The sequence below is a fragment of the Streptomyces californicus genome, from assembly GCF_000717645.1.
GTDB classification, from domain to species: domain Bacteria; phylum Actinomycetota; class Actinomycetes; order Streptomycetales; family Streptomycetaceae; genus Streptomyces; species Streptomyces californicus.
The window spans coordinates 324,305-338,142 of the sequence record NZ_JNZZ01000002.1; the positions used below are offsets into that span (position 1 = coordinate 324,305).

13 protein-coding genes are annotated in these 13,838 nt (G+C 72.2%); all 13 read left to right on the forward strand.

Features of this window, described 5'->3' with window-relative positions; translation table 11 throughout:
• Window positions 1-7 precede the first annotated feature (7 nt).
• The 13 genes from IF19_RS0103920 to IF19_RS1000000137545 all read left to right on the forward strand — a co-directional run bounded on the left by IF19_RS0103920 (window position 8) and on the right by IF19_RS1000000137545 (window position 13,833).
• Window positions 8-880 (forward strand): glycosyltransferase family 2 protein, encoded by an 873-nt coding sequence (locus IF19_RS0103920; RefSeq protein ID WP_030113980.1) that lies wholly within the window; start codon window positions 8-10, stop codon window positions 878-880.
• A gap of 101 nt (window positions 881-981) precedes the next feature.
• The gene (locus tag IF19_RS0103925; protein WP_030113981.1) at window positions 982-1,911 is read left to right on the forward strand and encodes an ABC transporter permease; all 930 of its coding nucleotides are present in this window, start codon (window positions 982-984) and stop codon (window positions 1,909-1,911) included.
• Complete coding sequence (locus IF19_RS0103930) at window positions 1,904-2,689, forward strand: ABC transporter ATP-binding protein (RefSeq protein WP_030113982.1); 786 nt, start codon at window positions 1,904-1,906, stop codon at window positions 2,687-2,689. Before IF19_RS0103925 ends, IF19_RS0103930 begins: the two co-directional genes overlap by 8 nt.
• 459 nt (window positions 2,690-3,148) lie before the next feature.
• Window positions 3,149-4,057: a squalene synthase HpnC gene (gene hpnC, locus IF19_RS0103935; RefSeq protein ID WP_030113983.1), complete on the forward strand. Its 909-nt coding sequence runs from the start codon at window positions 3,149-3,151 to the stop codon at window positions 4,055-4,057.
• Window positions 4,058-4,086: 29 nt separating this feature from the next.
• Window positions 4,087-5,007 carry a presqualene diphosphate synthase HpnD gene (gene hpnD, locus IF19_RS0103940; RefSeq protein WP_172674265.1) on the forward strand — a complete coding sequence of 307 codons (921 nt, stop codon included), beginning with the start codon at window positions 4,087-4,089 and terminating at the stop codon, window positions 5,005-5,007.
• A 118-nt stretch (window positions 5,008-5,125) separates the two neighbouring features.
• Window positions 5,126-6,511 (forward strand): hydroxysqualene dehydroxylase HpnE, encoded by a 1,386-nt coding sequence (hpnE, locus tag IF19_RS0103945; protein WP_030275947.1) that lies wholly within the window; start codon window positions 5,126-5,128, stop codon window positions 6,509-6,511.
• Window positions 6,508-7,611 carry a polyprenyl synthetase family protein gene (locus IF19_RS0103950; RefSeq protein WP_030191040.1) on the forward strand — a complete coding sequence of 368 codons (1,104 nt, stop codon included), beginning with the start codon at window positions 6,508-6,510 and terminating at the stop codon, window positions 7,609-7,611. Before hpnE ends, IF19_RS0103950 begins: the two co-directional genes overlap by 4 nt.
• A 107-nt stretch (window positions 7,612-7,718) precedes the next feature.
• Entirely contained in the window at window positions 7,719-9,719 is a 2,001-nt protein-coding gene (gene shc, locus IF19_RS0103955; RefSeq protein ID WP_030113987.1) for a squalene--hopene cyclase, read from the forward strand.
• On the forward strand, window positions 9,719-10,369 hold the full coding sequence (locus tag IF19_RS0103960) for a phosphorylase family protein (protein WP_030113988.1): 651 nt from the start codon (window positions 9,719-9,721) through the stop codon (window positions 10,367-10,369). The genes shc and IF19_RS0103960 overlap by 1 nt, the downstream gene beginning before the upstream one ends.
• A gap of 5 nt (window positions 10,370-10,374) precedes the next feature.
• Window positions 10,375-11,394 carry an adenosyl-hopene transferase HpnH gene (gene hpnH / locus IF19_RS0103965; protein ID WP_030113989.1) on the forward strand — a complete coding sequence of 340 codons (1,020 nt, stop codon included), beginning with the start codon at window positions 10,375-10,377 and terminating at the stop codon, window positions 11,392-11,394.
• Between the two features lie 115 nt (window positions 11,395-11,509).
• Complete coding sequence (locus IF19_RS0103970; protein WP_030113990.1) at window positions 11,510-12,907, forward strand: aspartate aminotransferase family protein; 1,398 nt, start codon at window positions 11,510-11,512, stop codon at window positions 12,905-12,907.
• A 79-nt stretch (window positions 12,908-12,986) separates the two neighbouring features.
• Window positions 12,987-13,595: a helix-turn-helix domain-containing protein gene (locus IF19_RS0103975; protein WP_030113991.1), complete on the forward strand. Its 609-nt coding sequence runs from the start codon at window positions 12,987-12,989 to the stop codon at window positions 13,593-13,595.
• A gap of 64 nt (window positions 13,596-13,659) precedes the next feature.
• The gene (locus IF19_RS1000000137545) at window positions 13,660-13,833 is read left to right on the forward strand and encodes a DUF6126 family protein (protein WP_167345045.1); all 174 of its coding nucleotides are present in this window, start codon (window positions 13,660-13,662) and stop codon (window positions 13,831-13,833) included.
• Window positions 13,834-13,838: the final 5 nt, after the last annotated feature.

Consider the following 13,838-nt stretch of genomic DNA (forward strand, 5'->3'; position numbering starts at 1 on the left):
CCTGCCCGTGAGACTGGGCGCGGTGATCATCACCATGGGCGACCGCCCGGACGAACTCCGCGCCCTCCTCGATTCGGTCGCAGCCCAGCACGGCGACCGGATCGAGGTCGTGGTGGTCGGCAACGGCGCCCCGGTCCCGGACGTGCCCGCCGGGGTGCGTACGGTGGAACTGCCCGAGAACCTGGGCATCCCCGGCGGCCGCAACGTCGGCATCGAGGCGTTCGGGCCCGCCGGCGCGGACGTGGACGCCCTGCTCTTCCTGGACGACGACGGGCTCCTGCCGAACCGGGACACCGCCGAACTGTGCCGCCGGGCCTTCGCGGCCGACCCGGAGCTGGGGATCATCACCTTCCGCATCACCGACCCCGACACGGGCGCCACCCAGCGGCGGCACGTGCCCCGGCTGCGGGCCGCCGACCCGATGCGCTCCTCGCGCGTCACGACGTTCCTCGGCGGTGCCAACGCGGTGCGGACCCGGGTCATCGCCGAGGTCGGCCCGCTGCCGGCGGAGTTCTTCTACGCCCACGAGGAGACGGACCTCGCCTGGCGGGCGCTGGACGCGGGCTGGATGATCGACTACCGCGCGGACATGGTGCTGAACCACCCCACCACCGCCCCGTCCCGGCACGCGGTCTACCACCGCATGGTGGCCCGCAACCGGGTCTGGCTCGCCCGCCGGAACCTCCCCGCCCCGCTGATCCCCCTCTACCTCGGGGTCTGGCTGCTGCTGACCCTGCTCCGCCGCCCGTCGCCGCCCGCGCTCAGGGCGTGGTTCGGCGGATTCCGGGAAGGCTGGTCGACGCCCTGCGGACCTCGCCGTCCGATGAGGTGGCGTACGGTGTGGCAGCTGACGCGGCTGGGCCGACCTCCGGTCATCTGAGAGGCTTTCCTCTGAGAGCATGAGGCGTATTTTCTTTCCGGAACCTGTCCGCCTGAGCCGCGCCCGCACCTGGCTGCGCGTGAAGACGAGAGTTTCAACTTGTGAGTGACACGACCCACGACGGTGGGGTAGCCCTCGGGACCCCGCCGTCCGCCGACGAGGGCCTCGGCGCGGCCCAGCTGGCCGCCAAGTACGGCCTGACCGTGAGCGGCGCCCGGCCCGGGCTGCTCGCGTACATGCGACAGCTCTGGGGGCGGCGCCACTTCATCCTGGCCTTCTCCCGGGCGAAACTGACCGCGCAGTACAGCCAGGCGAAGCTCGGCCAGCTGTGGCAAGTGGTCACCCCCTTGCTGAACGCTGCGGTCTATTACCTGATCTTCGGCCTGATCCTGGGGACCAGGGAGGGAATCTCCCACGACGTCTTCGTACCGTTCCTGGTCACCGGCGTCTTCGTCTTCACCTTCACCCAGAGCTCCGTGATGGCGGGCGTCCGGTCGATCTCCGGCAACCTCGGACTCGTGCGGGCCCTCCACTTCCCCCGGGCCTCGCTCCCGATCTCCTTCTCGCTCCAACAGCTCCAGCAGCTGATGTTCTCGATGATCGTGCTGGTCGCGGTCGCCGTGATCTTCGGCAGCTATCCCTCGCTGTCGTGGCTCCTGGTGATCCCGGCCCTGATCCTGCAGTTCGGTTTCAACACCGGTCTGGCCCTCGTCATGGCCCGGCTCGGCGCCAAGACCCCCGACCTCGCGCAGCTGATGCCGTTCATCATGCGGACCTGGATGTACGCGTCGGGCGTGATGTTCTCCATCCCGGTGATGCTGAAGGATAAGCCGGCCTGGATCGCCGACGTCCTGCAGTACAACCCCGCGGCGATCTACATGGACCTGGTCCGCTTCGCCCTGATCGACGGATACGGCTCCGAGAACCTGCCCGACCACGTGTGGGCGGCCGGGCTGGGCTGGGCGGTGCTGCTGGGCATCGTGGGATTCGTGTACTTCTGGAAGGCAGAGGAACGGTACGGCCGTGGCTGAGGACAACGCACAGGGGCGCATCCCCACGGTGATCGCCGACGACGTGCACATCGTGTACCGGGTCAACGGCACGGGCGGCGGCCGGGGCAGCGCCACCGCCGCGCTGAGCCGCATGCTGCGGCGCGGCAAGGGCGAGGAGCGCGGTGTACGGAAGGTGCACGCCGTGCGCGGGGTCTCCTTCACTGCCTACCGGGGCGAGGCGATCGGCCTCATCGGCACCAACGGTTCCGGCAAGTCGACGCTGCTCCGCGCCATCGCCGGTCTGCTGCCGGCCGAATCCGGCCATGTGTACACGGACGGCCAGCCCTCGCTGCTCGGGGTGAACGCGGCCCTGATGAGCGACCTCACCGGCGAGCGCAACGTGGTGCTCGGCGGTCTGGCGATGGGGATGAGCCGGGACGAGATCCGCGCGCGGTACCAGGAGATCGTCGACTTCTCGGGAATCAACGAGAAGGGCGACTTCATCACGCTGCCGATGCGGACGTACTCCTCCGGCATGGCGGCGCGGCTGCGCTTCTCGATCGCCGCCGCCAAGAACCACGACGTCCTCATGATCGACGAGGCGCTGGCCACCGGTGACCGCAAGTTCCGCGTCCGCTCCGAGGAGCGCATCCGCGAGCTGCGCAAGGAGGCGGGCACCGTCTTCCTGGTCAGCCACAACAACAAGACGATCAGGGACACCTGCGACCGCGCGCTGTGGCTGGAGAAGGGGGAACTCCTGATGGACGGTCCCACCGAGGAGGTCCTCAAGGCCTACGAGCGCGAGACGGGCAAGTAGCCCGGGCGTTCGGGGTGTCCGGCGGGCCGTGACCGGGTCCGCGCCGGACACCCCCTCCGCGGCCCCCGCCGGACCGTTCCCGCGGGGGCCGCACGGTGTCCGCCACCGGCGCGGGCGCCCGCGGTACGTCACCGGGGGCCGATCTCCTCCCGGCGGATGAGGCCATCTCGGCCGTGCCCGGGGAAAGTTGACAGGTACGGCCGGGAAGCGGGGGCGGTGCTTCCACCCCGCCGATCCCCTGTGAGCTGGGCAACGTAGGCTGTAGCGGTGCTGATTCATGGCGAGTGGGGTGGATCGCCCCGGCACCGCCCGTTTTGCCGCAATGCACTCGGAAGCATGAGCGGCGTGTCCGAAAAGGGTTGTTTTGGGTCAGCAGTGTAGAACGGGAGATGTGACGGCATTGACGGAAGATCTCCAGCTCCGACGTGGTTCCGCCGTCCCCGCGCCGGGCGGTACGCAGTGACCTCCACCCCCGACGCGCGCACCGGCGCCGCCACCCTCGACAAGGCCGCGGACGAGAACTTCCCCGTGGCCCCCTTCTTCCTGCCCCGCGCCTGGCGCGACGACCTGATGGCGGTCTACGGATTCGCCCGGCTCGTCGACGACATCGGCGACGGCGACCTGGCCCCCGGCGGAGCCGACGCCCGCCGGCTCGGCCTGGAGCCGGAGCAGACCGACGACCGCCTCGCCATGCTCGACGCACTGGAGACCGACCTCCACCGGACCTTCGCCGCCACCGGCGAACCGCGCCACCCGCTGCTGCGCGGTCTGCGCCCCACGGTCCGGCGCCGCGCGCTCACCCCCGAGCCCTTCCTCGGCCTCATCGAGGCCAACCGCCAGGACCAGAAGATCCGCCGCTACGCCACCTACGCCGAGCTGGCCGCCTACTGCGAGCTCTCGGCCAACCCCGTCGGCCGCCTGGTCCTCGCCCTCACCGGCACCACGAGCCCGGACCGCGTCCGCCGCTCCGACGCCGTCTGCACCGCGCTCCAGATCGTCGAGCACGTCCAGGATGTCGCCGAGGACCTGGCACGCGACCGGATCTACCTCCCGGCCGAGGACATGGAACGCTTCCGGGTCACCGAATCCGACCTGGCCGCGCCCTCCGCCGGAGCCTCCGTCCGCGCGCTGATCGCGTACGAGGCGCAGCGCGCGAGCGAGCTGCTGGACGAGGGCCCCCCGCTGGTGGGCAGCGTCGACGGCAGGCTGAGGCTGCTCCTCGCCGGGTTCGTCGGAGGCGGCCGTGCCGCGCTGGCCGCGATCTCGGCCGCCCGGTTCGACGTCCTGGCCGGACCGCCCGGGCCCACCAAGCCCCGCCTGCTGCGCGAAGCGGCAACCGTCCTGAACAGAGCGCGTGGAGAGAGGTGAGCCGGACCGTGGAGGGACAGACGACGCCCATGTCGCCGCCGGTGCAGGCCGCATACAGCTACTGCGAGGCCGTCACCGGACAGCAGGCCCGCAACTTCGCCTACGGCATCCGGCTGCTGCCGAACGAGAAGCGGCAGGCCATGTCCGCGCTGTACGCCCTCTCCCGCCGGGTCGACGACATCGGCGACGGGGAGCTGGACCCGGAGACCAAGCTGGCCCGGCTGGAAGGCACCCGCGAACTGCTGGAGCGCGTCCGCAAGGACGCCGTCGACGAGGACGACACCGACCCGGTGGCCGTCGCCCTGGCCGACGCCGCCCGCCGCTTCCCGCTCCCGCTCGGCGGCCTCGACGAGCTGATCGACGGCGTCCTGATGGACGTGCGGGGCGCGACCTACGAGACGTGGGACGACCTCAAGGCCTACTGCCGGTGCGTCGCCGGAGCCATCGGACGCCTCAGCCTCGGCGTCTTCGGCACCGCGCCCGGCGCCCGCGGGGCCGAGCGCGCCGCGGAGTACGCCGACACCCTCGGCCTCGCGCTCCAGCTCACCAACATCCTCCGGGACGTCCGCGAGGACGCCGCCAACGGGCGCACCTACCTGCCCGCCGACGACCTGGCCGCCTTCGGCTGCTCGGCCGGCTTCCACCGCACCACCCCGTCCCCCGGCTCCGACTTCGCCGGCCTCGTCCACTTCGAGGTCCGCCGGGCCCGCGCCCTGTTCGCCGAGGGCTACCGGCTGCTGCCAATGCTCGACCGCCGCAGCGGCGCCTGCGTCGCGGCGATGGCCGGGATCTACCGCCGCCTCCTCGACCGGATCGAACGCGATCCCGAGGCCGTCCTGCGCGGCCGGGTCTCGCTGCCCGGCCACGAGAAGGCGTACGTCGCGGTGCGCGGCCTGTCCGGACTGGACGCCCGCCACGTCTCCCGCCTCACCGCCCGGGGGCGAGCCTGATGCTTCCGCACGGCCCCGGCCCCCGGGCAACCCTCCGGTGGCCCTACGCGTCACCGACTGCGACGATCTTCATGGCGGGCACCCGGCGCCCGGCCACCACCCGGCGAGAGGGGCAGGCATGAGCGACGAGAGCGCGCGCCCGACCGCCGTCGTCGTCGGCGGCGGCCTCGCCGGCACCACCGCGGCCCTCCGCCTCGCCGACGCCGGACTCGACGTCACCCTCCTGGAGGGCCGTCCCCGCCTCGGCGGCCTCGCCTTCTCCTTCCAGCGCGGCGACCTGACCGTCGACAACGGCCAGCACGTCTACCTGCGCTGCTGCACCGGCTACCGCTGGTTCCTCGACCGGATCGACGGCGCGCACCTGGCCCCGCTCCAGGACCGCCTCGACGTGCCCGTGCTGGACGTCGGCCGGGCCGCCGGACCCCGCCTCGGACGGCTGCGCCGCACCTCCCTGCCCGTCCCGCTGCACCTGGCCGGGGGGCTCGCCGCCTATCCGCACCTCTCGCTCGCCGAGAAGGCCGCCGTGGGCCGGGCCGCCCTCGCCCTCGCCCGGCTGGACCCCGCCGACCCCGAGCTGGACCGGATCGACTTCGCCACCTGGCTGCGGCGCAACGGCCAGTCCGAGCGGGCCGTCGAAGCCCTCTGGGACCTCGTCGGCGTCGCCACCCTGAACGCCACCGCCCCGAACGCCTCCATGGCGCTCGCGGCGAAGGTCTTCAAGACCGGTCTGCTCTCCGAGCCCGGCGCCGCCGACATCGGCTGGGCCGCCGTACCGCTCGGCGACCTCCACGACACCCTCACTCGCAAGGCGCTGGACACCGCGGGCGTCCGCACCGAGCTGCGCGCCAAGGCGGGTTCCGTCACCCGCGGCGAGGACGGCCGCTGGACCGTGGAGAGCGCGGGGGAGCGGATCACCGCCGACACCGTCGTGCTCGCCGTGCCGCAGACCGAGACCCACGACCTGCTCCCCGCGGGCGCGCTCGACGAGCCCGAACTGCTGCTCGACATCGACAGCGCGCCCATCCTCAACGTGCACGTCGTCTACGACCGCAAGGTGCTGCGCAGGCCCTTCTTCGCCGCGATCGGCTCCCCGGTCCAGTGGGTCTTCGACCGCACCCACTCCTCGGGCCTCACCGGCCCCGGCCAGTACGTGGCCGTCTCGCAGTCGGCCGCCCAGGACGAGATCGACCTGCCCGTCGCCGACCTGCGCGCCCGCTACCTGCCCGAGCTGGAGCGGCTGCTGCCCGCCGCGCGCGGCGCGGGCGTCCGGGACTTCTTCGTCACCCGGGAGCGCACCGCCACCTTCGCGCCCGCCCCGGGCGTCGGACGGCTGCGCCCCGGCCCCCGCACCCGGCTGCCCGGCCTCCAGCTTGCGGGGGCCTGGACCGACACCGGCTGGCCCGCGACGATGGAGGGCGCCGTGCGCAGCGGCGCCGCCGCCGCCGACGCGGCCCTCCACGACCTCGGCCGCCCCCCAGGACATCCGCTGCAGGAGGCGGCATGAGCAGTACCACCGGAACAAGAGGAGAGTCTGTGACCCCGGCGAATCCGGCTGTCGACACCGTGGCGGACACCACGGACGTCACCGCGCTTCTGGAGCGCGGACGAGCCCTGTCAGCGCCGGTCCTGCGGGCTGCCGTGGACCGGCTCGCGCCGCCCATGGACACCGTCGCCGCCTACCACTTCGGCTGGATCGACGCCGACGGGCGGCCTTCGGACGGCGACGGCGGCAAGGCCGTGCGCCCCGCGCTCGCGCTGCTGTCCGCCGAGGCGGCGGGCGCCCCCGCCGAAGCCGGCATCCCCGGCGCGGTGGCCGTCGAACTCGTGCACAACTTCTCACTGCTGCACGACGACCTGATGGACGGCGACGAGCAGCGCCGTCACCGCGACACCGTCTGGAAGGTGCACGGCCCCGCCCAGGCGATCCTGGTCGGCGACGCGCTCTTCGCCCTCGCCTACGACCTGCTGCTGGAGCTCGGCACCGTCGAGGCGGGCCGCGCCGCCCGCCGGCTGACGACCGCCAGCCGCAAGCTCATCGACGGCCAGGCCCAGGACATCTCCTACGAGCACCGCGAGCGGGTCACCGTCGAGGAGTGCCTGGAGATGGAGGGCAACAAGACCGGCGCCCTGCTGGCCTGCGCGGTCTCCATCGGTGCGGTCCTCGGCGGCGCCGACGACCGCACCGCCGACACCCTGGAGGCGTACGGCTACCACCTCGGTCTCGCCTTCCAGGCCGTCGACGACCTGCTGGGCATCTGGGGCGACCCGGAGTCCACCGGCAAGCAGACCTGGAGCGACCTGCGCCAGCGCAAGAAGTCCCTGCCCGTCGTCGCGGCGCTCGCCGCCGGAGGCGAGGCGTCCGAGCGGCTGGGCGAACTGCTCGCCGCCGACGCCAAGAGCAACGACTTCGACAGCTTCTCCGAGGAGGAGTTCGCCGCCCGGGCGGCGCTCATCGAGGAGGCGGGCGGCCGCGAGTGGACCGCCCAGGAAGCCCGTCGTCAGCACGCGGTCGCCATCGAGGCGCTGCACGCCGTCGACATGCCGCACCGGGTGCGCGAGCAGCTGACCGAGCTCGCCGACTTCGTGGTGGTACGCAAGAGATGACCGCGCTTCGCATATGACTCGCAGTCGCCGGCCGGCGCCCCTCACCGGGCGCCGGCCGACGGTGACCCCAGCACAGCAGAGAACCGACTGCACGTAAGGGGAAGCTCATGACAGCGACGACCGACGGATCGACCGGGGCCGCGAACCCCGCCAGGGCCACGGCCCACGGTCCGACCGACACGACGACCAGCGTGGACGACGTCACCGCCGCCGCGCGACGGGCCGCGGAACGCTCGATCGAGCACCTCCTGGGCCGGCAGGACGAGCAGGGCTGGTGGAAGGGTGACCTCGCCACCAACGTCACGATGGACGCCGAGGACCTGCTCCTGCGCCAGTTCCTCGGAATCCAGGACGCGGACACGACCCGGGCGGCGGCCCTCTTCATCCGCGGCGAACAACTCGGCGACGGCACCTGGAACACCTTCTACGGCGGGCCCTCCGACCTCTCCGCGACCATCGAGGCGTACGTCGCCCTGCGGCTGGCCGGGGACCGCCCCGACGAACCGCACATGGCCCGCGCCGCCGGCTGGATCCGGGAGCAGGGCGGCATCGCCGCGGCCCGCGTCTTCACCCGCATCTGGCTCGCCCTGTTCGGCTGGTGGAAGTGGGACGACCTGCCCGAACTCCCGCCCGAGCTGATGTTCCTCCCCACCTGGGTGCCGCTGAACATCTACGACTTCGGCTGCTGGGCCCGGCAGACCATCGTGCCGCTCACCATCGTCTCCGCGAAGCGCCCGGTGCGCCCCGCGCCCTTCGCCCTGGACGAACTGCACACCGACCCGGACCACCCCAGCCCGCCCAGGAAGCTCGCCCCGCCCACCAGTTGGGACGGGCTCTTCCAGCGCCTCGACAAGGGACTGCACCTCTACCACAAGGTCGCCCCGCGCCCCCTGCGCCGTATCGCCATGAACGTGGCCGCCCGGTGGATCATCGAGCGCCAGGAGAACGACGGCTGCTGGGGCGGGATCCAGCCGCCCGCCGTGTACTCCATCATCGCCCTGCACCTGCTCGGCTACGACCTCGACCACCCGGTGATGAAGGCAGGTCTGGACTCCCTGGACCGGTTCGCCGTCCGGCGCGAGGACGGCGCCCGTATGGTCGAGGCGTGCCAGTCGCCCGTCTGGGACACCTGCCTGGCCACCATCGCGCTGGCCGACGCCGGACTCAGACCCGATCACCCCGCGCTGGTGAAGGCCGCCGACTGGATGCTGGCCGAGGAGATCACCCGGCCCGGCGACTGGTCGGTGCGCAAGCCCGAACTCGCCCCCGGAGGCTGGGCGTTCGAGTTCCACAACGACAACTACCCGGACATCGACGACACCGCCGAAGTCGTCCTGGCGCTGCGCCGGGTGCGCCACCCCGACCCCGCCCGGGTGGAGGCCGCCATCGCCCGCGGGGTCCGCTGGAACCTCGGGATGCAGTCCCGCAACGGGGCCTGGGGCGCGTTCGACGCCGACAACACCAGCGGCCTCCCCAACCGCCTCCCGTTCTGCGACTTCGGCGAGGTCATCGACCCGCCCTCGGCCGACGTCACCGGCCACGTCGTGGAGATGCTCGCCGTCGAGGGGCTCGCGCGTCACCCCCGTACCCGCGAGGGCATCGAGTGGCTGCTCGCCGAACAGGAGGCGTGCGGCGCCTGGTTCGGCCGCTGGGGCGTCAACTACGTCTACGGCACCGGGGCCGTGGTGCCCGCCCTGATCGCCGCCGGACTGCCCGCGGGGCATCCCGCCGTCCGCAGGGCCGTGTCCTGGCTGGAGTCCGTCCAGAACGACGACGGCGGCTGGGGCGAGGACCTGCGCTCCTACCAGGAGGAGAAGTGGATCGGGCACGGCGAGTCCACCGCTTCGCAGACCGCCTGGGCGCTCCTCGCCCTCCTCGCCGCGGGCCGCCGGGACACCCCGTCCGTGGCCCGGGGCGTCCGGTGGCTGACCGAGGCGCAGCGGGCCGACGGCTCCTGGGACGAGCCCTACTTCACCGGCACCGGCTTCCCCTGGGACTTCTCCATCAACTACCACCTCTACCGCCAGGTCTTCCCCCTCACCGCACTCGGGCGCTTCGTGCACGGAGACCCGTTCGCCGACCGCGCGGACGCCGTCGAGGGGGCCTGATGGGCCGTCCGCGAGGCCCCGCGAGCGCCGGGACACCACTGCTGATCGCCTGTGCCCTCGGTATCGAACAGGTGGCGCTGCGCAGCGGGCGGGGCGCCGCCGGCCCGGTCCGCGTGCTGCGGACGGGGATGGGCCCCCGGGCGGCCGAGGCGGCCGTGGCACGGGCCCTGGCCCGCCCCGGCGGGGCGCCCGACGCCGCCGTGATCGCCTCCGGCTTCTGCGCGGGCCTCGCCCCGGGCATGCACCCGGGCGACCTCGTCGTCGCCGAGGAGACCCGGGACCCCGACGGCACCACCCCCTGCACGGGCACCGGCGTCCTGGTCGCCGCCCTGTCCCGCGCCCTCCCCGGCCGCAGGGTCCACACCGGCCCGCTCACCGGCTCCGACCACGTCGTCCGGGGCCCCGAGCGGGCCGAGCTGCGGGCGGGCGGGGCGATCGCCGTCGACATGGAGTCCGCCGCGACACTGCGGACCGCCCTGTGCCACGGACCGCGCCCGGTTGCGGCCGTCCGGGTGGTCGTGGACGCTCCAGAGCATGAGCTCGTCCGCATCGGCACCGTACGCGGTGGAATATCGGCGTTCATCGTTCTTCGTGCCGTCCTACCGGCTTTCCACGAATGGCACCGATCCTCAACGCTCCCCAGGAGGTGAGCCAGATGGCCATGCCGCTCCGTCAGTCCATCAAGGTCGCGACGTATCTCTTCGAACAGAAGCTCCGCAAGCGTGAGAAGTTCCCGCTGATCGTCGAGCTGGAGCCGTTGTTCGCCTGCAACCTCGCGTGCGAGGGCTGCGGGAAGATCCAGCACCCGGCCGGTGTCCTGAAGCAGCGCATGCCGGTCGCCCAGGCGGTGGGCGCGGTGCTCGAATCCGGGGCCCCCATGGTCTCCATCGCCGGCGGCGAGCCGCTGATGCACCCGCAGATCGACGAGATCGTGCGCCAGCTCGTCGCACGGAAGAAATACGTCTTCCTCTGCACCAACGCGATGCTGATGCGCAAGAAGCTCGACAAGTTCACGCCGTCCCCGTACTTCGCCTTCGCGGTGCACATCGACGGACTGCGGGAGCGGCACGACGAGTCCGTCGCCAAGGAAGGCGTGTTCGACGAGGCCGTCGCCGCGATGAAGGAGGCCAAGCGGCGCGGCTTCCGCGTCACCACGAACTCCACCTTCTTCAACACCGACACCCCGCAGACCATCATTGAGGTCCTGAACTACCTCAACGACGACCTGCACGTCGACGAGATGATGATCTCGCCCGCCTACGCCTACGAGAAGGCCCCCGACCAGGAGCACTTCCTCGGCGTCGAGCAGACCCGCGAACTGTTCAAGAAGGCGTTCGCGGGCGGCAACCGGGCCCGGTGGCGGCTCAACCACTCGCCGCTCTTCCTCGACTTCCTGGAGGGCAAGGCGGACTTCCCGTGCACCGCCTGGGCGATCCCCAACTACTCCCTCTTCGGCTGGCAGCGCCCCTGCTACCTGATGAGCGACGGCTACGTCCCCACGTACCGCCAGCTCATCGAGGAGACCGACTGGGAGAAGTACGGCCGGGGCAAGGACCCGCGCTGCGCCAACTGCATGGCGCACTGCGGCTACGAACCCACGGCGGTGCTGGCCACCATGGGATCGCTCAAGGAGTCCCTGCGCGCGGCGCGGGAGACCGTCAGCAGCAACCGGTGACCCGGTGACCGAAGCGGCGGGTCCGGCCGTCCCGGCTTCCCCGGGGCGGCCGGACCCGTACGGCTCCACGGGACAGAAGCCGTACGGCGGCGCAGACGAAGGAGACGAGCGGGCGATGACGGACGGCGGAAACCGGGGTTTCGACTTGGCGCGGCTCCTCGCCGAGCGCGGGGCCGAGCGGTACGACCTGCACACGCGCCACCTCAACCACCAGCTGCCGCGCATGCTGCACACCCTCGGCTTCGACAAGGTCTACGAGCGTGCCGAGGGCGCGTACTTCTGGGACGCGGACGGCGACGACTACCTCGACATGCTCGCCGGGTTCGGCGTCATGGGCCTGGGCCGCCACCACCCCGTCGTCCGCCGGGCCCTGCACGACGTGCTCGACGCCCGGCTCGCCGACCTCACCCGCTTCGACTGCCAGCCGCTGCCCGGCCTGCTCGCCGAGAGGCTGCTCGCCCACAGTCCGCACCTGGACCGGGTCTTCTTCGGGAACAGCGGCACGGAGGCGGTCGAGACGGCCCTGAAGTTCGCGCGGTACGCCACCGGGAAGCCCCGCGTCCTCTACTGCGACCACGCCTTCCACGGTCTGACCACCGGCTCCCTGTCCGTGAACGGGGAACGCGGCTTCCGCGACGGCTTCGCCCCGCTGCTGCCCGACACGGCCGTACCCCTCGGTGACCTGGACGCGCTGCGCCGGGAGCTGAAGCGGGGGGACGTGGCGGCGCTGGTCGTCGAGCCGATCCAGGGCAAGGGCGTGCACGCGGCTCCACCCGGCTATCTGCGCGCGGCCCAGGAGCTGCTGCACCGGTACAAGGCGCTGCTGATCGCCGACGAGGTGCAGACCGGCCTGGGCCGGACCGGGGACTTCTACGCCTACCAGCACGAGGAGGGCGTGGAGCCCGACCTGGTGTGCGTGGCCAAGGCGCTCTCCGGCGGCTATGTGCCGGTCGGCGCGACCCTCGGCAAGGACTGGATCTTCCGGAAGGTCTACTCCTCGATGGACCGGGTCCTCGTCCACTCGGCGAGCTTCGGCTCCAACGCCCAGGCGATGGCGGCCGGGCTCGCCGTCCTCGCGGTCATGGAGGACGAGGAGATCACCGCGAACGCCCGCCGCACCGGGGACCTGCTGCGCGAGCGCCTCGCCGCCCTGGTGGACCGCTACGAGCTGCTGCACGAGGTCCGCGGCCGAGGGCTGATGATCGGCATCGAGTTCGGCCGGCCCTCGTCACTGAAGCTGCGCAGCCGCTGGACCATGCTCCAAGCGGCCCGCAAGGGGCTCTTCGCCCAGATGGTCGTGGTGCCGCTGCTCCAGAATCACCGCATCCTCACCCAGGTCTCCGGCGACCACCTGGAAGTGATCAAGCTGATCCCGCCCCTGATCATCGGGGACGCGGAGGTGGACCGCTTCGTGACGGCGTTCACCTCCGTCATGGACGACGCGCACAGCGGGGGCGGACTGATGTGGGACTTCGGCCGGACCCTCGTCAGACAGGCGATGGCCCACCGCTGAGCCGGGGGGATAGAGCCCCAGGGTTTACCTCTGAGGCAAGTTATTTGCCTCTGGGGAAAGATCCTGGCCCAATGGTTCCATGAACCCTCCGGACGAAGGGGCGCCGGACGAGCTCCCCGGCGTCGCCCCCCGCCTGCGCGACCTGCGCCGCGCCCGCGGTCTCACCCTGGAGACCGCGGCCGGCCGGGCCGGGCTCTCCCCGGCCCATCTCTCCCGGCTGGAGACCGGCCGCAGGCAGCCCTCGCTGCCCATGCTGCTCGGGCTCGCCCGCATCTACGGTACGACGGTCTCCGAACTTCTCGGCGAGCAGCCACCCGAACGTGACGCGATCGTGCGCGGCGGCGCCTTCGAGGGGACGGAGGCCGACGGCTGGATGTACCGGCAGGCCGGCGGCTCCGGCCGCGCGATGCAGGCTTTGCGGGTACGCGTCCCGTACGGGGCCCAGGGCGACCTGGTCCGGGTCCACCCGGGGGAGGAGTGGCTGTACGTCCTGGAGGGCCGACTGCGGGTCGGGCTCGGCGACACCGTCCACGACCTCGGTCCCGGTGACAGCGCCCATTTCGACTCGCTCACCCCGCACCGGATCGCGGCGGTCGACCGTTGCGGCGCGGAGCTGCTCTTCGTCCACTCGCTGCTGCAGAGCCCCGCCGCCGAGCTCTGCCTCGGCAGCGGACTCCACGCGCGCTGACCGGCGCCATACGCCGGGTCCGCCCTTCACTCCACCGGCCGTGAGGCCGACAGAGAGGACCGTCATGTCCGATTCCGAACACTACGACCCGCTGGGCCCCGGACGCCGGGTCGGTGAGGACCCGCAGGAGAAGCGGATGCCGCGCGGCCTCGTCATCCGGCTCTTCGCCTATCTGGTGGCGGGCCATGTCGTGGCCGCCTTCCTCTACGTGCTGTTCGTGGTGGCCGGGAGCAAGTGAGGGCG